The organism is Hwanghaeella sp. 1Z406 (genome assembly GCF_048892425.1).
In the GTDB taxonomy this organism is placed as follows: domain Bacteria; phylum Pseudomonadota; class Alphaproteobacteria; order UBA8366; family Aestuariispiraceae; genus Pacificispira.
The window spans coordinates 1-21,407 of sequence record NZ_JBLZHU010000012.1; the positions used below are offsets into that span (position 1 = coordinate 1).

Consider the following 21,407-nt stretch of genomic DNA (forward strand, 5'->3'; position numbering starts at 1 on the left):
ATCTTCCCTTCGTATGACGGTAAAAGCCGTTGCACGTCTGGACTGAAAAGAGCCACAGGTACACAAAGTTCAATGCAATACTTAAGACTACTCGCGAGAGATCCGCCGATCTTTACAAAACCAGGCACCGCCCATAAAGCGGATCCCGGAAAACAAGATCAGCATATCGCAAACAACAAAACCAAATGCTTCAAAACACCCCATTTGCTGATACCGACAGAATATCTGTCCGCATCGACGACTTGGTGGCCATAGCGGAAGGCCCAACACCCGATCCCATCCCGAACTCGGCCGTGAAACCTTCCCGCGCCAATGGTACTTTGGCTCAAGCCACGGGAGAGTAGGTCGCTGCCAAGTCTTCCATGCGGACAGATCTCAAGTCACCTCAGCAATACACCATGCAAATACCCAACCTCCTACCTAACCACACCCACGCGGGGTGGAGCAGCCCGGTAGCTCGTCAGGCTCATAACCTGAAGGTCGTAGGTTCAAATCCTACCCCCGCAACCAAATAAATCATGCACTTAGCCCCGCTCTCACCAGCGGGGCTTTTGCTTGGGTAAGCATTTAGGAAGCATATAGGTAAGCAGGGGGCAGTTGTCTGCTTCTTTTTATTGGGATGATATGGCCTTCCGGTAACCAACAACGCTGTTTAAGTTTGTCTCATGCGCGTCGACGAATTCTTCCCAAATCTGGAGAATCTTTATGGCTGCAGCTCACCCGATCTCTTCAAGGTTGGGGTTTACGGGCAGGGGGTCAGGGAGGCCGTCTTGCCAGGTGACGTTTAAGTCTTCCCGCCAGGCAAATTTAACGAGGTGCTGGTCCAGGACGGATTGCATCATTCCGACACCTTCCGGTTTTTGAGCTTTGCAGTAAAATGACAGTACATTTTGATTTGCTGTCATCAGGCATAGGCCACCTGGAAATTCCACCCGGCCAAAGGTGGCATCGTATTGGACTGTCACTTTGTGGCGGAAATGCTTGCACAGTTGTTGCAGATACTTGCTGGCATTTGTCGTTTCGATGTTGGTGTGACAGTGAATCATGTCTGCGGGATCTCCTGTTGCCGGCGCGTTGGGTTAATCGCGAACGCCATCCATTCTGATAGGTTGGCTATGGCGTTTCTGATGTATGCTCCAAAACATATTATGATGACACTTGGCGTGGTGTGCGCCCAAACGCTTTGCGAAATGCGGTTGAGAAATTGGCAGCACTGGAATATCCCGCCAGGAAAGCGGCTTCCTTTACGGAAATTCGATCCCGGTCCAGCGCGACCATGGCGCGTTCCAGGTTGCGCTGACGAATGTACTTGAAGGCGCTCATGCCATGTACGGTTTGGAACAAGCGTTGCAGCGTGCTGATGCTTAGACCCGTCGCCTCAGCAATTTCCTGAAGCGGTGTGAAGCCATCACAGGTTTCAAGGAATTGTTCAACCTTTCGAATGCGGCGCTGATCGATGGCGACAAGGGGGGTGTGCGAAGTTCCGTTAGTTCCCGGTGTCAGTTGCTTCAGACTTTCCGCCAGCAATTCCAGCGCAAGGCTTTCCAGATGAAGATTTGCCATCGGCGCTGAAGAGATCGCCGCTTCCAGAATAAGTTCTGCCAGGGAGATCAGCCGGGGGGAGGGGGGCCAGACATGCTGTGCAAGATGTTTGCGGGTAAAGCGATCAATTGCATTCCCCTTTTCATCATGACGCCAATCGCTTTGGGACAACCATTCGCTTGTCACCCGAAGGCTGACCTTGCGGATATGGTCGCCCCGATGTCCACGACGCTCCAACAGGGATGTTTTGTTGCGCGAAATGATCAAGGCGCGCGGTCGGTTTGAATCCGCCCCCATTTCCCTGTCCATCAGGGGTTGCCCGTCTACAGTGGCGTCTACTGTCCCTTTCAGGAAAATCTGTAAGGTCAAGCCAGGTTGTTGTTCAGAATGTGTCACAAGATCATATTGATCGATGGCGTCAGACACGTGCAGCACCAGTCCTGGGCGCAGGCACCGCATTTCAAAACTACCCTGTAAAACGGGACCTTGAACTGTCTGTGGCGCGATAATCTGGAACTTTGAACTGACACTGTTCGCACTTTTGGTTAGTGCGTTCACATCAATTGAATGCATTGCGTCTGCTTTCTGTTTCGCTGGCATTAAGATAACCCTTTAAAACTCAAACTGTTGGTTCTCAACCCTATCTCTGATGAGTGGACTGATCCAAACATACGGCTGAGGGGCTAGGAAGGCGCTTTTTCAACCATTTGGCGTGCCTTGCACGAGCGTTTTGCAAACAAGAATGATGCCGTCGCAAAGAGCGGAGTGATGGTCTGCTTCTCCCTTCTCTCATATGATTATAATAATTAATCGCAACTCAAGGCAAGCGTTGCTTTCCCAGAGTGAATAGTGGTGCGCGATGGGCGCGCAAAGAATGCATTGGATGATGAAGGGTGGCGGACGAAGCATAATTCCGCCGCTTGGGGCCTGATGCTGTTTGGAAAAGTGGGGTGAATAGTATGAGAAAGAATCGTTCCTTCTGGAATAGCCAAGTTTCAGTTCTGGCGCTGATTGGTGGATTTGTCACGGCAACCACGTTGGGTCCCATCGGGCTGGCAAATGCAGAAGAGACATCTTCTAAGAAAGCAATTGTTCTGGACCCGCTCAATGTCGTTGGCTCAGGATACGAAACAGAGGATTCCGGCAGCTATGCTTCTGACTTGATCAGCGTCGGGGAAAAAGACGCTCGTACGGTAAAAGAGGTTCCGCAATCAACAACGGTGCTGACCAATCAATATCTGAAGGACCGCAATGTCACGTCGCTGGATACGGCGATGCGCAAGACGCCAGGTATTGTCGTGCTGGACAATGACAATGGACGTTCCAGCATTTTCTCGCGCGGTTTTGAGGTTGATAAGCTGTATTTCAACGGACTATCCGCGCCTGTTTCCAGCCGCCAAGGAACTCAGCCTGATATGTCGATCATCGACCATGTGGAAGTTCTGAAAGGGCCGGCGGGCCTGTTCGATGGTGCGGGGGACCCGGGCGGCGCGATCAATATGAGTCTGAAGCGGCCAACCCGTGAATTTGCTGCATCTGTTGAAGCATCTGGCAATACCTGGGGCGGAATTCGTGGGGTTGGTGATATATCCTCTCCCTTGACGGAGGAGGGGACATTGCGCGGCCGTGTCGTTGCAACCCGTGATCAGGGGAAGACCTGGGTTGATAACAATGACAATGATTTGAGCCTTGGTTACCTGGTTATCGAGGGGGATATCACTGAGTCCGATATGGTGACCTTCAGCGTCAGCCGGACGGAACGTGACCTGCAGCCCTTTAACGGTCTTCCAAGTTTTGCGGATGGCACACTGATTAATCTTGATACGTCTACAACAACGGGTGCCGATTGGAACACGTTTGAAAGCGGTATCACGGATGTTATGGGAGAATATGAACATTTCTTCGATAATGGCGGTCATTTTAAATTATCCGGTCTGTACTCTGAACGTACAGCAGAGTCGCTTTATGCCTATTCCAGATCAGCCGCCGCAGCGAATGGTAATATTACGGGCGTCACAGTCTATGCCGAGGACTTTGAAGAAAGCTCGTTGAGCCTGGATGCGCATATCAGCCAGCCCGTGGAACTGTTTGGGCAAGAGCACAATGTGCTGGCCGGTGTTGACTATAAACAGAATGAAAGCACATCCCTGAACAATGGTCGCGGTGTTGCCAATGGAGATACGAACAACATCTTCAACTGGAACCGAAACCTGACCATTCCGACAATCAACTATACAACTCAGGAACAGATCGAAACGAACCAGTATGGCGTCTACGGACAGGTTCGGGTTAAACCCTTCGATCCTTTGACCGTGATTGGTGGATTGCGCAGCACCTGGTATGACAGCACCAATACCAATCTCTTGACCCGCACGGAAACATCGCAAACGGTTGATGCGGAACTGACCCCTTATGCAGGTGTTGTTTATGATTTCACGCAGAACCTCTCTGCATATGGAAGCTATACAGAGATTTTTCAGCCGCAAACCGATACGGACGCGAATGGTAATCTGATTGGATCCCGAACCGGTCGCCAGTATGAAATTGGCGTTAAGGGCAATTATCAGGGGCTCAATGCATCTGCCGCTGTGTTTGATCTTGTGAATGAAAACTATGCGACGGACGCGGATGGCAATAACGCGACAGTTGGTGATGCCGGGGCAGACATCAGTGTCCGCGGTTTTGAATTGGAAGCCAGTGGTTCTGTTATGCCTGGCCTGGAAGTCATGGCGGGGTACACCTATAGCCTGATCACCTATGTCAGCGGTCCAGACAGCATTCAGTCCTTCGTGCTGCGGGGGCAAACGCCGAAGCATCAGCTTCAGATCTGGGCAAAGCAGGACATTGACATCGTGGATGGCCTATATCTGGGCGGTGGGATGAAAGCCTTTTCGGGTGCTGATAACGGCACGATCAAACGGGATGGTTACGCCATTTTTGATGTGATGGCAGGATATGATGTGACGGAGAATCTGGCAGCGACCCTGACCGTGAATAACCTACTGAATAATGAGTATTATTCCCGGACCGGATCGACGGCTTTGTTCAATTTTTATGGGGAACCCCGCAGCGCCTTGCTGAAAATGACGGCAAAATTCTAGTCACAGGAAAATTCGAAAAATGGACAGGGCGGGGTTTTACGATCCCGCTCTGTCGGGTTTTTTACACACAGTTTACTTTGTAAGGGGTGGATCATGATTCGTCAGGCGCGGTGGACGCTTTTTATCGGTGGGTTGGTTGGCCTGATGGCATTTGCGGATGTTCATGCTGCGGAAAAGGTTACAATTCCAAACAGTGAGTTGCATACCATAACGTCACGCGAAACAGGCGACGCGTATCAGATACAAATCCGTTTGCCCAATTCCAAGCCACCTGAATCCGGTTTTCCTGTTATCTATCTTTTAGATAGCAATGCCTGGTTCGGCATGGCGTCAGATTTGGTCAGCACACGGTCTCTAAACAAGGATTCGACTGGAATAACCCCCGCTATTCTGGTTGGTATCGCCTATCCGACGGACGCCCCATATGATCTGAAGCGACGGACCTTTGACCTGACCCCTCCTTCGGAGAATGTCACGATGCCACCGCGCCCCAATGGCAAGCCTTGGCCACCAACCGGCGGGGCAGATGCCTTTCTGCGGTTTATCGAAACTCAAGTAAAGCCGCTGGTTGACCAGCGTGCCCCGGTGGATAAATCGCAGGAAACACTGATGGGGCATTCCTTTGGTGGATTGTTCGCCCTGCATGTGATGCTGACACAGCCAGGATCATTCGATACGTATCTGGCGGGCAGCCCTTCGATTTGGTTCAACCAGAAACAGGTGATGGAAGAAGCTAAGGCCTATTTGGCAGCTGGTAACTCCGTGAAGGCGCGGCTGTATATATGCGTTGGGGGCGAAGAAGAGGATATCACCGCAGCGGAAGAAACGCATCCACAGGCGGAAATCAGGCGTCAGTGGAAAAAGGATAACCGCATGATCGGAAATGCGCAGGATTTCGTGGCGTTGATGTCAAATCAGCCCGAACTGGATATCGCCTTTAAGGTGTTTGAGGGGGAAGATCATGGAACGATTATCCCGCAACTGATGATCCATGGCCTTCACTTTGCTTTTAATCAGAAAGCGCCTTAGCGGTATTAACTGGTTTGAAATAGTAAACCAGCTTTTGTCCTTCAATTTGATGGATCGATGTATCAATTCCATATATGTCACGAATGACAGAGGGTACGATAATATCGTCCGAACGGCCGTCATGCAGGATTCGGCCATCCCGCATGGCAATGATCCTGTCTGCGTAACAGGATGCGAAATTGATATCGTGCAGGACAACCACAATTGTCTTGCCAAAGTCTTCCGCCATGCTGCGGAAGACCCCCATCATGGTCACAGCATGTTTGATGTCCAGATTGTTCAGGGGTTCATCCAGCAAAAGAAAATCTGTATTCTGTGACAGGGACATAGCAATAAAGGCGCGCTGTCTTTGTCCACCAGAAATCTCATCCAGAAAATCTTTGCGGATCGAACAAAGGTCCAGATACTGCAAGGCTTGTTCGATTTGCTTTCGGTCTTCTGATGTAAGGTGCCCTTTGCTATGCGGGAACCGGCCGAAGCTGACCAGATCTTCAACAGACATCCGTGTTGTTAAGGAGTTATCCTGCCGAAGCACGGCCAGTTTTTGTGCCAAGACGGATCCTGGGGTGCGCGCGATATCCTGACCATCCAGCATCACCTGACCAGATGTTGCTGGAAGCAGGCGGCTGATCAGGGACAGAAGAGTTGATTTCCCGGCCCCGTTTGCGCCCACCAGGGCAACGACACCACCGCGCTTGATCGTCAAGCTGACATCATCCACAACGACAGTCTTTCCATAGGCTTTGGTGATGTTTCTGATCTCAATCATTGTAATCGCCCACGCAGTAAAAGAATAAGAAAGAACAGGCCCCCGACAAACTCTACTACCACTCCCAAGGCTGTGTCGTAGGACAGCACATGTTCCAACACGGTCTGTCCGATAATAAGGCAGATCGTTGCGGTCAGGGCGGCGGCGGGCAGAAGCAGCGCATGGCGATGGCTGGGGATCACCAGGTAGGCCAAATGCGCTGCCAGCAGGCCCAGAAACAACATCGGTCCAACCAGGGCCGTCGATACTGCGACCAGGATCGATACCGCCATCAGGCCAATCGTCACGGCGCGGCGATGATTCAGGCCCAGGCTGGTGGATTGTTCGCGGCCAAGCGCCAGAACATCCAACATCGGTAAGGCCCGCCAAACCAATAGAAATACAGTTGCTGTGACGCCAGCCGAAATCATAAGTATATCTGGATCCGGTCGGTTGAAGGATGCGAAAATGCGATCCTGCACAACCATAAAAGCCGTGGGATCAATAAGCCATTTCAGGAATCCAGAGAGGCTTCGAAACAGAATACCAAACACGATCCCAATCAGGATCAGAAGGTGCAGGCCCCGCGTTCCACCAGAAAACAACATCCGGTACAAAAATACAGAAAAAAGGGTCAATGCAACGGCTTCGAGACTGAAACGCATTGCTGTCGACATGCTGGCGACAGCGGTCACACCTATTGAAAACACCAGAAGGCTTTGTATTAAAATGTATAACGAATCAAAACCCATGATGGAGGGGGTTAAAATTCGGTTCTGGGCCAGGGTTTGAAATATCACTGTTGATGTTCCAATTGCAGTGCCGACCAGGATCATGGTCGCTAGTTTCGCACCCCGGAACGTCATGACGAATTCCCAACTGCCCCGCACGCCAATCGTCATGAATAAGATACCGCTCAGGACGGCGATTGCCGCCAGGATTGCCAATCGGATATGCAGCGATGCCCACAGTGTCGCTGTTCCCTTACCGGTCACGGCGCATGCTCCGCAGCAACAGTGCCAAAAAGCCAGCGCCACCAATGACGCCCATGGTCGTCCCAACCGGCAACTCATAGGGATGCAGGATCAAACGGCCCGCAATGTCGGACGCCAGCAGCAGACATGCCCCGGTCAGCGCGACCCAGGGCAGGTTGCGTCGCACATTGTCGCCCATGATCAGGGTGACCAGGTTGGGGACGATTAATCCTACAAAAGGGATCATGCCGCTGGTGACAACGACCACGGCGGTTATCAGGGATACGATCACCACGCCAAAAACGACAGTCCGCCGATAGTTCAGGCCCAGGCTTGTGCTGACAGTTTCTCCCATTGCAATGACCGTGAAGCGATCAGCGGCCAGATATGCGCCAATGGTCAGGACAAGAGACAGCCAAAGCAATTCATACCGCCCCTGCAAAATGTTGGAGAAATCCCCAACGGTCCAATTGCTGAGTGCCTGCATCATATCTGTTCGATAGGCGAAGAAATTGGTTGCAGCTTCTATAACGCCCCCCAGCATAAGGCCGACCAGCGGCACGATGTAAATTGATCCCCAGGAAATGCGCTGCAGGAGTAGCAAAAACAGCGCCGTTCCCGCCATGGCAAATCCCATCGCGACCAACATGCGCCCTGCAATTGGCATTTCTGGAGCGACCAGAAGCACGATTAATAGTCCAAATGCTGCGGATTCAGATGTTCCTACTGTCTTTGGCTCGACAAATTTATTGCGTGCCAGCATTTGCATAATCAGACCGGAAACCGATAGGCCGACACCGGCCAGAATTAGCGCTACCGTGCGAGGGATACGGCTTGTGACCATAACCGTGACGGCTTCTGCCGTTCGTTCCTGCATGCCGCTTGTGTTTTGACCAAACCCGTCTATCAGCGCATTTAATGCCCCATTACTGACCCCGACAAACAAACTGGTAATCGCCAAACCGATCAGAATGAGGGAGCATAATAGAAGTTTCATTGAGGTTCGTATCTCTGGACCGACGCGACCCGTCGTCATTATGGTCTGCGCATGGCCGACAGAATGTCTTCCATGCTGCGAAGTAAAGCTTCAATGCCCCCGCCGCCCAGATACCAGGCATCCGAAGACAGGTAGACGATGTGATCCTGTTTCCAGGCGGTCGTTCGATGCATGATCGCGTTGTCCAGCAGAGTTCGGGCCGAGGCGCTGTCATGACCGATGGCCGCATCACGGTCCAACACGAACAGCCAGTCAGGATTTGTTTCCAGCAGAAATTCGTTGGAAATAGCCTGTCCATGGGTGCCGATATCCAGCGATGGCGCACTGGGCGATATGCCAAATTCATCATACAGTAAGCCAAAGCGCGAATTGGGTCCAAAGGCGCTCATCCGACCACCGGTGGTCAGAATCAATTGCCCCGTTCCTGCCGATGCGGTCGCCTTTCGAACCTCTTGCAGTTTCGCATCAATGGCCGCCAATCGTTCGGCCACCTTTTCATTCTTGCCAAAGATTTGCCCCAGCAGTTTTGCATTGTCGATAATGCTGTCGATTTGCTTCGACGGATCATAACTTAAATCCAGTGTTGGTGCGATTTTCGACAAGTCTTTCAGCTTCGACGCGGATCGTGCGCCAAGAAGGATGATATCGGGTGACAGGGCGTTGACGGCCTCATAATTGGGCTCAAACAAGGTACCAACCTTGGCGTATCTGTCGTCATCATAGGCTTGAAGGTATTCTGGTTTTGGACCGGTCGGGATACCCGTGACCGGGATATCCAGGCTGTTCAGCAAATCCAGAATACCAAGATCAAAGACTACAACCCTTTTCGGATATAGCGGAACTTCTGTTTCGCCCTGGGCATGTTTAACGATAATTGTTTCAGCGAAACCAGCGTGCGGCATGCCGAACAAGCAGGAAAAAGCTAAGAGTCCAGCTAGAAAATATCTGCGATTAAAGTGCATGATCTACTCCCGCCGCGGGTGGATACTGAGATTGGGTTGAGGCCGTTCTATAATGTAAATAATAATCATCCTCAATATAGGGGGCGGGCTTTTCTGGGCTTTCAAGCCGCCCTGCTTGTTCTGCAAAGGTTTTTGACGGTTCTGAGCAATGCCATGAGCTCAGCACTTACGGATCGATCCAATTCTCTAATGCATCGAGCATGTATAGGGCGCTGGCGTCAGGCAGGCAGGGTAATTGCGAAACCGATCAGGATAGCTCTGACACAGTTAAGGGAATGGTCATTTGTCAGGTGATCCTTTTGACCGAAGATTGTGATATCTAGTTGATGTCTATTCGGCCCGATGATAACCAAGTTGCGAATGATTATCATTTGACGGTGATGCTCTGTTGCTGACAGGCGCGTCCCGTCCCGTTGCCGAAAGAGAGCCTCTGGATCGTGCATTATCGGTGCAACATACTTGCTATCTACCTTGCACATCGACAAGAGTTGGTGAATTACGCGCATGGGATCGTAGGGGATTCTGCCCGTGCGGAAGATGTCGTCCAGGAAGCGTGGATGCGGCTCAGCGTAGTCGCAAAGGATCGTTCTCTGGATGAACCTGTCGGGTATGTTTATCGTACCGTTCGTAATCTGGCGATTGATGCATACCGTCGGCAACGCCGGGAAAATCACGTTCTGGATTCAGATGGTGGGATGTTGTCTGCGTCTGCCGTTGACAGCGCGCCGTCCCCGGAAGCCGTTGCGTCGTCAAAGGATGATTTAAGGTTACTGAATGAAGCGCTATCAGAATTGCCGGAACGAACGCGGATTGCTGTCGAGATGCGACGCTTTGGAGGATACAAATTAAAAGAGATCGCCGACCATCTGAACATTTCAGTCACGACAGCACATGATATTATTGCTGTCGGGATCGCCCATTGCATGAGGCGCGTCCGACCGGGATCCTCATTATGAAATCTCCTTATACCGAAAAAGTACCGGGGTCATTCGTCTTTATGTTTAGTACAGGAAGTATCGTGTCTGTGAAAACCCTGTTTAAGGTGACACCAGCACTGTTTGAGGGACCCTCATGAAGTCATCGCCTTCAGACCACAAAGAAGCTGCTGCCAAGGCCGCCTCCTATTGGCTTGTCTCTTTGGAGGAGGATCCAGATGATCCGACGCTGAAACGTCAGTTTCAGAGCTGGCTGAATGCGGATGCAGAAAACGCAGTCGCTTGGAAAAATGCGTCCGAGGTTTATGAAATGATGCTGTTGACCAGCCCGAAATCGACAGATCAATGGCCGGTTGAGGCAGCTTCTGGCGAAACGATTGCCCGCAGTTCATTCTCACCGCAGGCGGTCACTGTTTCTCAAACCATGCGCCCTTCCCGGCGGGATTCTGGACGGCATGGTTCTGCACGACGTGTCGTGCGGCGGGCTGTTCTGGGCGGTATCGCGGCTTCGATCGCTGCCTGCTTCATGGTTATATTCGCACCATCGATATTGTTGCACGTAACGGCGGACAACGTCACCGGGTCAGGTGAAACCGAAACCGTAACGCTCTCAGACGGAAGCCTTATCTATCTGGGGCCTGACAGTGCCGTCACAATCAACGAAATCGCCCAGAATCATCGGGATGTCGAATTGCTGCGCGGCGAAGCCTTCTTCGTCGTGACACCGGACCCGAACCGACCGTTTCAGGTGCATTCAGGTGATATCGTAACCACGGTCCTTGGCACATCATTTGATGTACATTTGGGGGAAGATAACGCGTCTGTTGGCGTGCGCGAAGGCCATGTTGCCGTTGCCGGTAACATTTCGAATATGGGCATAGCCGAGGAACTTACCGCGGGCGATTGGATCCGGATCACAAAATCTGGCGAAGTTCAGCGCGGGAATATGCCACTGGATTTCATCGCAGCCTGGATGGACGGGCAAATTGTCGCGCGGGATCGTATCCTTTCTGATGTTGTCGATGATTTGCGACGACACTTTTCCGGCACAATCCTTTTAGCCGATGTCGATTTGGCGAAGAAACGCGTGTCAGGTGTTTATAACACCAACGATCCGCAGGCAGCCCTTTCCGCAATTGTTGGCGCACATGGCGGGCGAGTCACGAAGATTTCTCCCTGGCTGCTGGTTGTTTCGGCCGGGTGATGTTGCTTTGCTTTATCCTGTCGGGAAAAGCGTCTTCCGAAAAATCTGATCGCACGCTATTTGCCGCCACCTCAGATAAATTTTTTATTCTGTGATTTTTTCCGAAAAAACCATCAGCCCCATCGTTCTGTAATCAAGAAGGTGCGATTGCATGTCATTCGCATTTATGCGGTTTTGATTATATTGAGGATTGGGAGGTCGACAGATGCGGTCGAATTGTGTGAGGAAAACGAGACGAGGTGCGCGATACGGTGCCCTTATGATGTCCACTGCGCTGGTTGCCCTGTTTGCGGTTCCCTCACTTGTATATGCAGAAGCAAAGCTGAAGACATCGGTTCTGGCTCAAGCAAAATCTGTCGATCTCAAAATTCCGGCTCAATCCCTGACGAATGCGCTGGCCCTGTTCGGACGGCAATCTGGTATGCAGGTCTCGGTGGATGCTGAATTGATCCGCAACAAAAATACCAGCGGCGTTTCGGGGGAGATGAGCGTTCAGGATGGTTTGGCAAGACTGCTCGCCGGTACCGGCCTGACATTCAGAATGACAGATACCAATACGGCGCAGCTTGAAGCGCTTCCCGCTGCGGATAATGGCGTAATCATGCTGAATCCCGTGAATGTCGAAGGTCAGGCGGTCGCGATGGGTGCGACCACAGAAGGCACAGATTCCTACACGACAGGTTCTGCGAACACGTCGACGGGATTGAACCTATCCCTGCGGGAAACCCCGCAATCCATGTCGGTGATCACCCGGGCGCGTATTGATGACCAGGCGATAGATGAAATTGGGGATGTTCTGGATGAAACCGTGGGGATTTCGGCAAATCGAACGACCGGGCTTGGTACCGATGGCGTCAATTACTATTCTCGTGGCTTCGAAGTGCAGAACTATCAGGTCGATGGCATCGCCCGTCCGACATCGATCTATGGTTTTGAGGTCACAACGTCAGATATGGCTGCCTATGACAGGGTCGAAATCGTCCGTGGTGCTTCTGGCCTGATGAACGGGGTGGGCAATCCGTCAGCAACGGTCAATCTGGTCCGCAAACGTCCAACCGCTGAATCGCAAGCTTATTTTAAAGGGCAAACGGGCTCCTGGGATCGTTATCGCGTTGAGGGCGATGTAAGTGGGTCCCTGGTGGAGGGGGACAAGTTACGGGGTCGCCTAGTTTCCGCCTATCAAGAGAACGACTCTTTCGTGGATCGGGAGCATCTTGAAAAGAAATTGTTGTATGGAATTGTCGAAGCAGATGTGACCGAGGATACGGTCCTGACATTTGGGTTGGAGTATCAGGAGTTCGAGAATTCCGGCGCTGCACGCAGTGGTCTTCCGCTTGTGTTCACGGATGGTTCAAAAACCGACCTTCCACGGTCAACCAATGTCGGAACGGAATGGTCGAATTTTCAGAATGACACCATGAATATCTTTTCTGGCATCGAACACACATTCGACAATCAATGGCTAGTGGCGGTAAATGCAGAATATTCCCATCGTCACTATGACGAGTTGATGGGATTCCTGAATGGGTCGAACGCGATCAACAAGGATACCGGGGCAGGTGCGAAGCTCTATGCCGCCCGTTGGGCCGGTGAATTGGAGCAATATTCGATCGACGCGCGGGCAAATGGTCCGGTCAAATTGTTCGAACGTGAACATGAATTTATGTTCGGGGTGAATTACAGCCTGTCGCAAGACCATGGTCCGAATTATCCGGGATGGTGGAGCGGCAATGCATACAGCGCGACATTCCCCAATGCTTTCACCCTTTATGAAACTGGCGTCGCCAACCAACCGTATCTGGGGCCGACCGGGTCACATTATGGTGGTGATATCCAGCAGAGTGCCCTGTTCGGTGCCACACGTCTGAATCCTATGGATGATCTGGCTGTCATTCTGGGGTCCCGCGTCGCCAACTGGAAGGAACGAGAGTTTACCCAGGCAAATTCCCAGGCTGAGCGTCAGTACAAAGTTAAAACGAATGAAAAGAATGTATGGGTTCCCTATGCCGGTGTCGTGGTCGACCTAACCGACCAGCTTTCCACCTATGTCGGTTACACGGAAATCTTCAACCCCCAGACCAATCAGGATGCCAGTGGCTCTGCCTTGCCGCCAACGGTTGGCGCCAGTTACGAGACTGGCCTGAAGGCGGAATTTTATGGCGGGGCCTTGAATGCCAGCGCAGCTCTTTTCCGGATCGAACAGGATAACTTCGCGGTGGCGATCCCCGGTGCCGTAACGCCTAGTGGAGGGCAGGCATACCGCGCCGCAAGTGGCACAACGTCAGAAGGTTTTGAAATTGAGGTTTCCGGAGAAGTCCTACCGGGTCTGCAAGTCGGTGGGGGTTTTAACAGAACGGATGTTAAAGACAACAATGATGACCCACTGCTGACGAACATACCACGAAGCAGTTTCAAAATGTTCACCAGCTATCGTTTCAGCGACGATTTGGAAGGGTTGACCGTCGGTGGCAACGTGCGCTGGCAGGGCAGAACCTCCCAATCGGATACATCCAATCTTTGGCCCAACAACGATTCTTTCGTTCAGGGGGCGGTCACGACGGTTGACCTGATGGCGCGGTACAAGCTGTCTGACGTTACACTGGCACTGAATATTAACAATGTATTCGATGAGAAGTATTATAGCGGCTTGAGCTATTCTGGTCGCTACGGTGAACCCAGAAGTGCCACCCTTTCAGCGAAATACGACTTTTGATTTGCCGGCGCGTCCGCATAGCGGGCGCGCCGTACGTGTATCACGTTTCCAATAGGCGAGTTTCTCAATGAAGAACACATTCCGGCAATCCATGGCATGGTTGCACATCTGGGCCGGGCTGACGGTGGGGTGGATTCTGTTCTTTGTCTTTCTGACAGGCACTTTCGGCTATGCGACATACGAAATAAACCGTTGGATGCGGCCGGAAATGCGGGAAATTCCAAGCACGGAGTCGCAAGCATCTATGGTTTTGCGGGCACAGGACTTTCTGCGGCAGAACGCCCAGGGTGCTGAATCATGGAGGGTTGCCTTGCCCGGTACCCGTGAGAACGTGTATCTGACAACATCCTGGCAGGACTGGCCCGCCCCAGGTAAGACACGCGGAACGTTCCATCAACAACATCTGAATCCGAATACGGGTGAACGGCTGGACCATCCGGTGCGGGAAACCGGTGGAGGCACCACCTTGTACCGGATGCATTATGAATTGCGTTATATTCCCTATCAGGTGGCGATTAGGATCGTTGGCGTCTGTACCATGTTCATGTTCGTTGCGATCATCAGCGGTATCGTCGTCCACAGAAAGATCTTTGCAGATTTCTTCACCTTCCGTCCAGGAAAGGGGCAACGAAGCTGGCTGGACGGTCACAATCTATTAAGCGTTACCTCTTTGCCTTTTCATATCATGATCACCTGGACCGGGCTGGTATTCTTCACGGTGGCCTATTTTCCTGTCGCCGCGGAAATCCTCTATTCAGGTGATGAAGGACGGACCGCCGTCTTCGATTCCATTTATGGGTGGGAGAGGGTGGCCGACCCGACCGGATTGAAATCTGTTCCGACGGCATCGATCGAACCGATGATTGCGATGGCTCAGGCACGGTGGGGCGAGGGTGAGATATTCTACCTGACTGTAAAGAACCCTGATCTTGAAACCGCTGAGATCACAATTGTCCGGCGCGGTGGGTCGATCAGCCGTGATCAATCTGCGCTTCGCTTTGATGGCGTGACCGGTGAATTGCTGGATGACAGCGGCACCGGTCGTGACTGGAGCGTCGCGGGACGTTTTTCACAGGTTATGTTTGGTCTGCATGAAGGACGCTTCGCCGCCCCTCTAATGCGCATATTATACATTTTGGCGGGCTTTGCGGGTACGGCCATGATCGCAACGGGTCTTCTGTTGTGGTCAACAAAGCGCAAGGCCAAGCTGAAAAGTGGCGCCACACCGCATTTCGGGATTCAAGCCGTGGATATTCTGAATCTGGGGACGATCATTGGGCTGCCTCTCGCCATTGCGGCATATTTCTGGGCCAATCGTCTACTGCCGATTGATATGGAACAGCGTCGGGACTGGGAAGTCCACGTCATGTTCATTGCCTGGGCTGTGTGTTTCATCATCGCGATCTGGCGGCCGATGCAACGGGCATGGCCGGAACTGTGTTGGGCGACAGCCTTTGCTTATGCGGCATTGCCGGTGGTCAATGCGCTGACGACGGATCGCCATCTTGGCGTTACGCTGGTCGATGGCGATTGGATCGTTGCAGGTTTTGACCTTTCTGCAATAGCTGCCGGTTTATTCTTTGCATTTCTGGCCATTTCCGTCCGTCGAAAAATCCGGTCAGAGATAACTGTGGCACCCATCCGCCATAAAAAAGCAGGCGCGCAATCTGTCGCCTCATCGCTTCCCGCAAAATAAAGGAGAATACCATGCTTAAAAGATTGGCATTCGCAGTCGTCCTGACACTTATCCCGTTGGAGGCCATTCAAGCGCATGAAATCTGGCTGGAGCGTTCTGGGGATTCCGTGAAAGTTTTTGTCGGTGATAAGACCGGCGAGGTCGATCATGGAGAAACGATTGAAAAGCTGATTGCATCGTCCCACCTGTTCGGTCGGGATCAGGACAAGGTCGTTTCCGTCAAGGCGGCGGAGGACCATTTGCTGGGCACTGTCGATACCCAAGGAGATGTGCGTTACTACAATGACGGTGTGTGGGCGCCATGGCAGACGAAGGATGGTGGATATAAGGCGGCTGTCTTTCAAGCAAAGGCAGGACGCCAAGAAATCAAACCGGTTTTCGATTTAGAAATGGTGCCGGACAACCCTGGCTCTGACACCTTTATTCTGATCTATAAAGGGAACCCTTTACCCGATGTGGGGATCACCGTGATCAATCCCGATAACTGGGAAAAAACCATAAAGACTGATGAGCACGGACATCTGGCAGTACCGGTCTCCGCGAAAGGCCTTTATGTTCTGGTCGCACGCCATCAGACCAAAGAGGCAACCCAGATCGCCGGTCAGGCTGTTTCAATGCTTCAGCATATTGCCTCCGTCTCTTTCGTAGCGGAGTGATAAGGATGAAGCTGGGCCAGACATATCAGCAGAATTGGTCCGTTGCATTGCGCGCGGCGGCAGCGATTGTTGGCGGGTACATTTTCATTGCAATGCTGACTTTAGCTATTCCGCTGGTGCTGGCCAGTGCTGGAATAGAGCTGGCCCAGAGCATCTTCCTGACCATTATTTTCGGGTTCGTTCTGTATGTGGCCATCATCATGGCAGTCTTTCACGCCAGCAGCGCGGCCCGAGCCTGGACATATCTTGTCATCGCATCAGTACCTCCTGCCGTCATTGTTGCATTCTTGTTGCCGGGGGCCGTGTGATGACAGAGGCGATCACTTTGATTCTTGCGATCATCGGTTTTGCGGCATCGAGCCTGTCGATGCATAAACATCACCGCGATGTGCTTGGGATGCCGCCTTCTCCCCTCCGCGCCAAGACGCTTCTCTACAGCGGATGGACAGTTCTGGGCCTTTCCGTGCTGATTAGTCTTCGAGAACATGGTTGGTCGCTTGGGATTGTTGTCTGGCTTGGGCTGGGCACCGTCGCTGCGCTGATTGTCGCCCTATCGCTTACCTATGGTCCCCGGCGCACACCCTCCAAGAAGAGCCGTCGAATATCCAGATAATCTTTATCAACCGTAACGTACTGGGAGATCGATGTGCGAACAGTTTGTGACGCGTCGCCGCGACAGATCGCGAGATGCAATTTGAAGGTGGCCGTGTCACACGGCAAGCCAGCCAGCCATTCCGAGCTGTGGATACATTATGGATCGGATCGCCAGCCAGCCACCCTATACTCAGGAGCTAGTCCGTGCGGTACCGTATATAGTATGGGTTTTTCAAGTATATAATCTCAAGTGACCGGAACCAAACCGTTACAAGTCCATTGTGCGATACGCTGAAGTATAGACGGCAATAGAACGGTGTCCTCGTTTGGCTTCGAGTGTCTCCGGCCTCTCATAGTCAAATCGGCGGATGCCAGTGGTTTGAGGGTTTGTTTAGGAACCGGCAGGGTGTCTGAACGGACCAATGATGGGCATTGCGCTGTCTATTTTCTGAGCGATGCCGATTTTTTTTGATTGGAATTTATACAGTTTCTCGGTCGTTCGTCCTGAAAATTTTATATAAGTAGTTACAATAGTTATGATTACGACTTTGGCATATCTCTTGCGTCATTTTGTCCAGAGGAAGCTTCGAGAAGATTGCTTCCCAAACAAAATGAACAGGAAGGTTGGGATAAAGATGGGACAAGGTTTTGTGCGGCGGCTCCAGCGGGGCGCCATTGCTCTTAGTGTCATGACCCTTGGAATGATGGGGCATGCCGGTGCTGAAGACGGTGTCATTAAAATTGGCGCGCCTTTGGCTCTTTCGGGTGGCCTGGCGTCGGAAGGGGCCAAGCAAAAACTGGCCTATGATTTGTGGCTTGAGCGGATCAATGCGCTGGGTGGTATTGATGTCGGTGGCGTGATGATGCCTGTCGAACTTATCACCTATGACTACCAGACCGATGGGAAACGGGCCGGGCAGTTGGCGGAAAAACTGATCATTGACGATAAAGTTGATTTCCTGACAGCCCCGTTTGGGTCAGGGCACACCAAGATAACGGCCGGTGTCGCAGAACGGTATGGCGTTCCTATTATTGCTGTGGCGTCCTCGGAGCCGGTGCATAATCAAGGGTACAAAAATCTGTTTGGTACATTGGCCCCATCCGGCGGTCTGATTGATGGTATGTTGGATCTCTTCACGGCGAAAAAGCCTGACCTGAAGAAAATGGCGATCTATGGCCGGGATGATGTCTTCCCGAAAATCATGGCGAGCCTGATGTCAAAAGCTGCCACGGCCCGAGGCATTGAGGTGGTCTACGAGGAGCTGTATCCGGTTGGAACCCTGGATCATTCCGCAGCGACGGTTGGTATGCGGGCGGCCAAGCCCGACTGGATTTATGTCACGGGGTATACCGGTGATTTGGTTCTCGTCCGCAAGCAAATGGAAGAGCAAGGCATCAATGCCCCGATCGTGACCATGATCACGGGCCCGGCCTATCGTGAATTTGTTGAGAACCTTGGTCCGTTGGCTGAAAATGTGACCAGTGCGACCTGGTGGCATTACTCCGCAGATTATTCTGGAGATGATGTGTTTGGGACGACACAGGCATTTTATGACGCGGTTGTTAAGGCCTCTGGCGAAGAACCCGATTATGTCCATGCCTCATCCGCTGCCGCACTGATCGCCCTGCAGAAGGCAATTGAAACGGCCGGCACGTTGGATCGTGATGCTGTGCGAACCGCATTGCAGAACCTGGATATCGAAACATTCTATGGGCCGATCAGTTTCCGGGAAGATGGTCTGAATGATAACCGCAACTTGCCGATCATTCAGATTCAGGACGGCAAACCGGTAATCCTATCCCCGGCTAATCTGGCGACGGCAGAAATGCGTTTGAACCAATAACGCGGTATTTGGGAGCATGAAGATGAGTGGATATCTGACCTCAGAAGAAGTGGCAGGTTTCGAACGAGACGGTTACTTTTTGAAGCGGCGTGCGATCACGCAGGCCCATGCGAAGGATTGCCGTCGTCGTTTGGAAGCGATGGAGGAAACACTCCAGGAGGATTGTAATAAACGCATGAAGATCAAAGCGCATATTGCCTCTCCCTGGATGGTTGATTTGGCTAGGAACCCGTTGATCCTGGATGCCGTTGAATCACTTCTGGGACCAGATATCTTACTCTTTGGATCATCAATGTTTGCGAAGGCGGCCCGCAGTGACAAGTTCGTCTCGTGGCATCAGGATTCAGCCTATTACGGCCTGACACCGAATGACTCTGTGACTGTTTGGTTGGCCTTCACCCCCAGCAATAAAGAGAACGGATGCCTTCGGGTGCTGCCGGGCTCTCATCTGGGGGAGGATTTTGAACATGATGAAACCTATGATCCCAAGAATCTGCTCGCTAAGGGTCAAACCATTCGCGGTGTCGATGATGACCAGGCCAAATACCTGGAATTAGACCCTGGCGAATTTTCCATGCATCATGTACGCACCGCGCATGGCAGCTTGGGGAATTACTCGGACGATCATCGGATCGGACTGGCCTTCTTTTACATTGGGGCGCATGTTGGTTCGACTCTGGGCCGTCGCACGGCGCTGTGTGTGCGGGGACAAGACACATATGGGCATTGGGATGAAGATCCTTTACCCCGTTATGACCTCGACCCGCTCTCGCTCGATTTTCTGACCAATATGTGGTCGAAGTATCAAAGCAAAGAGGTGCAGCAAGCGGCGAAAGCTGGTCGCCTTTAAACAGTCAGGTGGCGGGCGTCAGAACGCCCTGACCAACAGGTATTCCAGGGAAAATTAAAGAGGGCGGCTCGGCGTTATTCCGACCGCCCTTCTTTTTTTGGCATGGGTTTTTTCTTTGTCTTCTCTCGCTTCGAAAGATTGATTAATATTTAATCGGCTGTGTTTTTGGTGGTTAAAAATTAGACAAATTCAGGTGGTTGTTCCGAGCTATTTTTAAAAATGTAGTTACAATAGTTATAGTTACGACTTTGGCATGACCCTTGCTTATTTGAGCCCGGAACAGCTGTTTTCAAAAGGCTGTCTTGGGATTTTTTTGAACAGGAAGGATGTGGTGGACATGACTATGACACTTAAAAATGGATTGAAGATAGCGGGTTTGACCTTGGGCATTGCGATGGCAAGTGCTGCTGGGCCAGCCGTGGCTGCGGATGATGTGCTGGTCATTGGGGCGCCTTTGGCGCTGACCGGTGGTCTGGCCGATGAAGGCAAGAAGCAGCAGGATGTTTGGAAGCTGTGGCTGGACAAAATCAATGCTGCTGGCGGCATTGATGTCGACGGCAAGAAAATGCAGGTCAAATTCGTCGAGTATGATTATCAGACGGACGGAAAGCGCGCCGGGCAATTGGCCGAAAAACTGATTACCGATGACAATGTTGATGTTCTGATGGCGCCATTTGGCTCTGGCCATACGAAGATCATTGCGGCGGTTGCAGAACGGTATCAGGTCCCAATGCTGGCCTGTGTGGCATCCTCAGTGTCGGTCTATGACCAAGGCTTTAAGTATCTCTTTGGCACGCTTGCGCCAAACACCGGTATGACCGAATCCATGGTCGAATTTTTCAAGGAAAAAAAACCTGATCTGAAGACTGTGGCGATCTATGGCCGCGATGACGTGTTTCCGAAAGCTATGGCAAGTGCCTTAGCCGCATCTGCTGAATCTGGCGGTTTGGATGTTGTCTATAATGAGCTTTATGCCGTTGGGACAATGGATCACTCGGCTGCAGTCTCTGCCATTAAGTCGGAGAACCCGGACTGGGTGTACATGACGGGTTATACCCAGGATCTTATTTTGGGTCGTAAGCAGTTGTCGGATATGGGCGTAACGTCCCCGATCATCACGATGGTGACGGGCCCTGCCTATCGTGAATTCACTGAAGGTTTGGGCGACCTTGCGGATGGCGTGACCAGTTCGACCTGGTGGCACCATTCAACCGCCTACACCGATGCGGTGGGCCCATGGAGCACGACAGCTTCCTTCTATGCTGACTTTACCGCTGCTTATGAGTCCGATCCGGACTATGTTCATGCCTCCTGTGCTGCCGCTGCGGATGTTCTGGTGAGTGCCGTTCAGGCTGCTGGCTCAAAAGACAAGCAAGCGGTTCGGGATGCCTTGGCAGCCACCGACATCCTGACATTCTATGGCCCGATTGATTTCGGTGATAATGGGATGAATCAGGGGCGTGAAATGCCAATCATTCAGGTCCAGGGCGAAGAAATTAAAGTCCTATATCCTGAATCGATCAAAAACGCTGATCTGAAAATGATCGACTAAAGCGCGCAAT

General features: G+C 51.9%; 19 protein-coding genes, 1 tRNA gene and 1 rRNA gene. 15 read left to right on the top strand and 6 right to left on the bottom strand.

From position 1 onward, the window contains the following. From ACOSDR_RS18745 to ACOSDR_RS18755, 3 genes are all read left to right on the top strand, one after another. A partial coding sequence (locus tag ACOSDR_RS18745) for a hypothetical protein (protein WP_420732215.1) occupies nt 1-255 on the top strand: 255 nt, incomplete at its 5' end. Then, nucleotides 242-357 (top strand): 5S ribosomal RNA (gene rrf, locus ACOSDR_RS18750). The genes ACOSDR_RS18745 and rrf, both read left to right, overlap by 14 nt. 76 nt (nt 358-433) lie before the next feature. Beyond that, a tRNA-Met gene (locus ACOSDR_RS18755) sits at nt 434-510 on the top strand. Between the two features lie 206 nt (nt 511-716). On the opposite strand, the gene ACOSDR_RS18760 is transcribed toward ACOSDR_RS18755, so the two are convergent. Continuing rightward, nucleotides 717-1,046: a DUF2218 domain-containing protein gene (locus ACOSDR_RS18760; RefSeq protein WP_420732216.1), complete on the bottom strand. Its 330-nt coding sequence runs from the start codon at nt 1,044-1,046 to the stop codon at nt 717-719. Nucleotides 1,047-1,146: 100 nt separating this feature from the next. Further along, a complete protein-coding gene (locus ACOSDR_RS18765; protein ID WP_420726111.1) occupies nt 1,147-2,142 on the bottom strand; it encodes a helix-turn-helix transcriptional regulator in 996 nt (331 codons plus the stop codon). Nucleotides 2,143-2,501: 359 nt separating this feature from the next. On the opposite strand from ACOSDR_RS18765, the gene ACOSDR_RS18770 reads away from it, so the two are divergent. Together ACOSDR_RS18770 and ACOSDR_RS18775 are read left to right on the top strand one after the other, a co-directional pair. Further along, nucleotides 2,502-4,643, top strand: coding sequence for a TonB-dependent siderophore receptor (locus tag ACOSDR_RS18770; RefSeq protein ID WP_420726112.1), 2,142 nt, complete (start codon nt 2,502-2,504; stop codon nt 4,641-4,643). Nucleotides 4,644-4,736: 93 nt separating this feature from the next. Next, the gene (locus ACOSDR_RS18775) at nt 4,737-5,672 is read left to right on the top strand and encodes an alpha/beta hydrolase (RefSeq protein WP_420732217.1); all 936 of its coding nucleotides are present in this window, start codon (nt 4,737-4,739) and stop codon (nt 5,670-5,672) included. Here ACOSDR_RS18775 and ACOSDR_RS18780 read toward each other — a convergent pair. The 4 genes from ACOSDR_RS18780 to ACOSDR_RS18795 are packed head-to-tail and all read right to left on the bottom strand — an operon-like array spanning nt 5,653 to nt 9,293. After that, nucleotides 5,653-6,441: an ABC transporter ATP-binding protein gene (locus ACOSDR_RS18780; RefSeq protein ID WP_420732218.1), complete on the bottom strand. Its 789-nt coding sequence runs from the start codon at nt 6,439-6,441 to the stop codon at nt 5,653-5,655. The genes ACOSDR_RS18775 and ACOSDR_RS18780 overlap by 20 nt on opposite strands. Then, nucleotides 6,438-7,415: an iron chelate uptake ABC transporter family permease subunit gene (locus tag ACOSDR_RS18785; protein ID WP_420732219.1), complete on the bottom strand. Its 978-nt coding sequence runs from the start codon at nt 7,413-7,415 to the stop codon at nt 6,438-6,440. The genes ACOSDR_RS18780 and ACOSDR_RS18785 overlap by 4 nt, the downstream gene beginning before the upstream one ends. Further along, nucleotides 7,405-8,391: an ABC transporter permease gene (locus tag ACOSDR_RS18790; protein WP_420732220.1), complete on the bottom strand. Its 987-nt coding sequence runs from the start codon at nt 8,389-8,391 to the stop codon at nt 7,405-7,407. Before ACOSDR_RS18790 ends, ACOSDR_RS18785 begins: the two co-directional genes overlap by 11 nt. A gap of 38 nt (nt 8,392-8,429) precedes the next feature. Beyond that, on the bottom strand, nt 8,430-9,293 hold the full coding sequence (locus ACOSDR_RS18795) for a siderophore ABC transporter substrate-binding protein (RefSeq protein WP_420732221.1): 864 nt from the start codon (nt 9,291-9,293) through the stop codon (nt 8,430-8,432). A 497-nt stretch (nt 9,294-9,790) separates the two neighbouring features. Here ACOSDR_RS18795 and ACOSDR_RS18800 point away from each other — a divergent pair, with 497 nt between their 5' ends. The 10 genes from ACOSDR_RS18800 to ACOSDR_RS18845 all read left to right on the top strand — a co-directional run bounded on the left by ACOSDR_RS18800 (nt 9,791) and on the right by ACOSDR_RS18845 (nt 21,397). Then, nucleotides 9,791-10,309: a sigma-70 family RNA polymerase sigma factor gene (locus ACOSDR_RS18800; protein ID WP_420732222.1), complete on the top strand. Its 519-nt coding sequence runs from the start codon at nt 9,791-9,793 to the stop codon at nt 10,307-10,309. A gap of 115 nt (nt 10,310-10,424) precedes the next feature. Next, the gene (locus ACOSDR_RS18805) at nt 10,425-11,492 is read left to right on the top strand and encodes a FecR family protein (protein WP_420732223.1); all 1,068 of its coding nucleotides are present in this window, start codon (nt 10,425-10,427) and stop codon (nt 11,490-11,492) included. 259 nt (nt 11,493-11,751) lie between these two features. Further along, nucleotides 11,752-14,205, top strand: coding sequence for a TonB-dependent siderophore receptor (locus ACOSDR_RS18810; RefSeq protein ID WP_420732224.1), 2,454 nt, complete (start codon nt 11,752-11,754; stop codon nt 14,203-14,205). Nucleotides 14,206-14,272: 67 nt separating this feature from the next. Further along, on the top strand, nt 14,273-15,901 hold the full coding sequence (locus tag ACOSDR_RS18815; RefSeq protein WP_420732225.1) for a PepSY-associated TM helix domain-containing protein: 1,629 nt from the start codon (nt 14,273-14,275) through the stop codon (nt 15,899-15,901). Nucleotides 15,902-15,912: 11 nt separating this feature from the next. Continuing rightward, nucleotides 15,913-16,557, top strand: a complete 645-nt coding sequence (locus ACOSDR_RS18820) for a hypothetical protein (RefSeq protein WP_420732226.1) — start codon at nt 15,913-15,915, stop codon at nt 16,555-16,557. Between the two features lie 5 nt (nt 16,558-16,562). After that, nucleotides 16,563-16,865: a hypothetical protein gene (locus tag ACOSDR_RS18825; protein ID WP_420732227.1), complete on the top strand. Its 303-nt coding sequence runs from the start codon at nt 16,563-16,565 to the stop codon at nt 16,863-16,865. Beyond that, nucleotides 16,865-17,170: a DUF3325 domain-containing protein gene (locus ACOSDR_RS18830; protein WP_420732228.1), complete on the top strand. Its 306-nt coding sequence runs from the start codon at nt 16,865-16,867 to the stop codon at nt 17,168-17,170. Before ACOSDR_RS18825 ends, ACOSDR_RS18830 begins: the two co-directional genes overlap by 1 nt. Before the next feature lie 616 nt (nt 17,171-17,786). Continuing rightward, entirely contained in the window at nt 17,787-18,995 is a 1,209-nt protein-coding gene (locus ACOSDR_RS18835) for an amino acid ABC transporter substrate-binding protein (protein WP_420732229.1), read from the top strand. Between the two features lie 22 nt (nt 18,996-19,017). Then, nucleotides 19,018-19,845: a phytanoyl-CoA dioxygenase family protein gene (locus ACOSDR_RS18840; RefSeq protein ID WP_420732230.1), complete on the top strand. Its 828-nt coding sequence runs from the start codon at nt 19,018-19,020 to the stop codon at nt 19,843-19,845. Between the two features lie 337 nt (nt 19,846-20,182). After that, entirely contained in the window at nt 20,183-21,397 is a 1,215-nt protein-coding gene (locus ACOSDR_RS18845) for an amino acid ABC transporter substrate-binding protein (RefSeq protein WP_420722454.1), read from the top strand. Nucleotides 21,398-21,407: the final 10 nt, after the last annotated feature.

Excerpts from the sequence above, each read along its gene's own strand:
- ACOSDR_RS18760 (WP_420732216.1), bottom strand. The coding sequence starts at position 1,046 with ATGATTCACTGTCACACCAACATCGAAACGACAAATGCCAGCAAGTAT.
- ACOSDR_RS18765 (WP_420726111.1), bottom strand. The coding sequence starts at position 2,142 with ATGCCAGCGAAACAGAAAGCAGACGCAATGCATTCAATTGATGTGAAC.
- ACOSDR_RS18770 (WP_420726112.1), top strand. The coding sequence starts at position 2,502 with ATGAGAAAGAATCGTTCCTTCTGGAATAGCCAAGTTTCAGTTCTGGCG.
- ACOSDR_RS18775 (WP_420732217.1), top strand. The coding sequence starts at position 4,737 with ATGATTCGTCAGGCGCGGTGGACGCTTTTTATCGGTGGGTTGGTTGGC.
- ACOSDR_RS18780 (WP_420732218.1), bottom strand. The coding sequence starts at position 6,441 with ATGATTGAGATCAGAAACATCACCAAAGCCTATGGAAAGACTGTCGTT.
- ACOSDR_RS18790 (WP_420732220.1), bottom strand. The coding sequence starts at position 8,391 with ATGAAACTTCTATTATGCTCCCTCATTCTGATCGGTTTGGCGATTACC.
- ACOSDR_RS18795 (WP_420732221.1), bottom strand. The coding sequence starts at position 9,293 with ATGCCGCACGCTGGTTTCGCTGAAACAATTATCGTTAAACATGCCCAG.
- ACOSDR_RS18805 (WP_420732223.1), top strand. The coding sequence starts at position 10,425 with ATGAAGTCATCGCCTTCAGACCACAAAGAAGCTGCTGCCAAGGCCGCC.
- ACOSDR_RS18810 (WP_420732224.1), top strand. The coding sequence starts at position 11,752 with ATGATGTCCACTGCGCTGGTTGCCCTGTTTGCGGTTCCCTCACTTGTA.
- ACOSDR_RS18815 (WP_420732225.1), top strand. The coding sequence starts at position 14,273 with ATGAAGAACACATTCCGGCAATCCATGGCATGGTTGCACATCTGGGCC.
- ACOSDR_RS18820 (WP_420732226.1), top strand. The coding sequence starts at position 15,913 with ATGCTTAAAAGATTGGCATTCGCAGTCGTCCTGACACTTATCCCGTTG.
- ACOSDR_RS18825 (WP_420732227.1), top strand. The coding sequence starts at position 16,563 with ATGAAGCTGGGCCAGACATATCAGCAGAATTGGTCCGTTGCATTGCGC.
- ACOSDR_RS18830 (WP_420732228.1), top strand. The coding sequence starts at position 16,865 with ATGACAGAGGCGATCACTTTGATTCTTGCGATCATCGGTTTTGCGGCA.
- ACOSDR_RS18835 (WP_420732229.1), top strand. The coding sequence starts at position 17,787 with ATGGGACAAGGTTTTGTGCGGCGGCTCCAGCGGGGCGCCATTGCTCTT.
- ACOSDR_RS18840 (WP_420732230.1), top strand. The coding sequence starts at position 19,018 with ATGAGTGGATATCTGACCTCAGAAGAAGTGGCAGGTTTCGAACGAGAC.
- ACOSDR_RS18845 (WP_420722454.1), top strand. The coding sequence starts at position 20,183 with ATGACTATGACACTTAAAAATGGATTGAAGATAGCGGGTTTGACCTTG.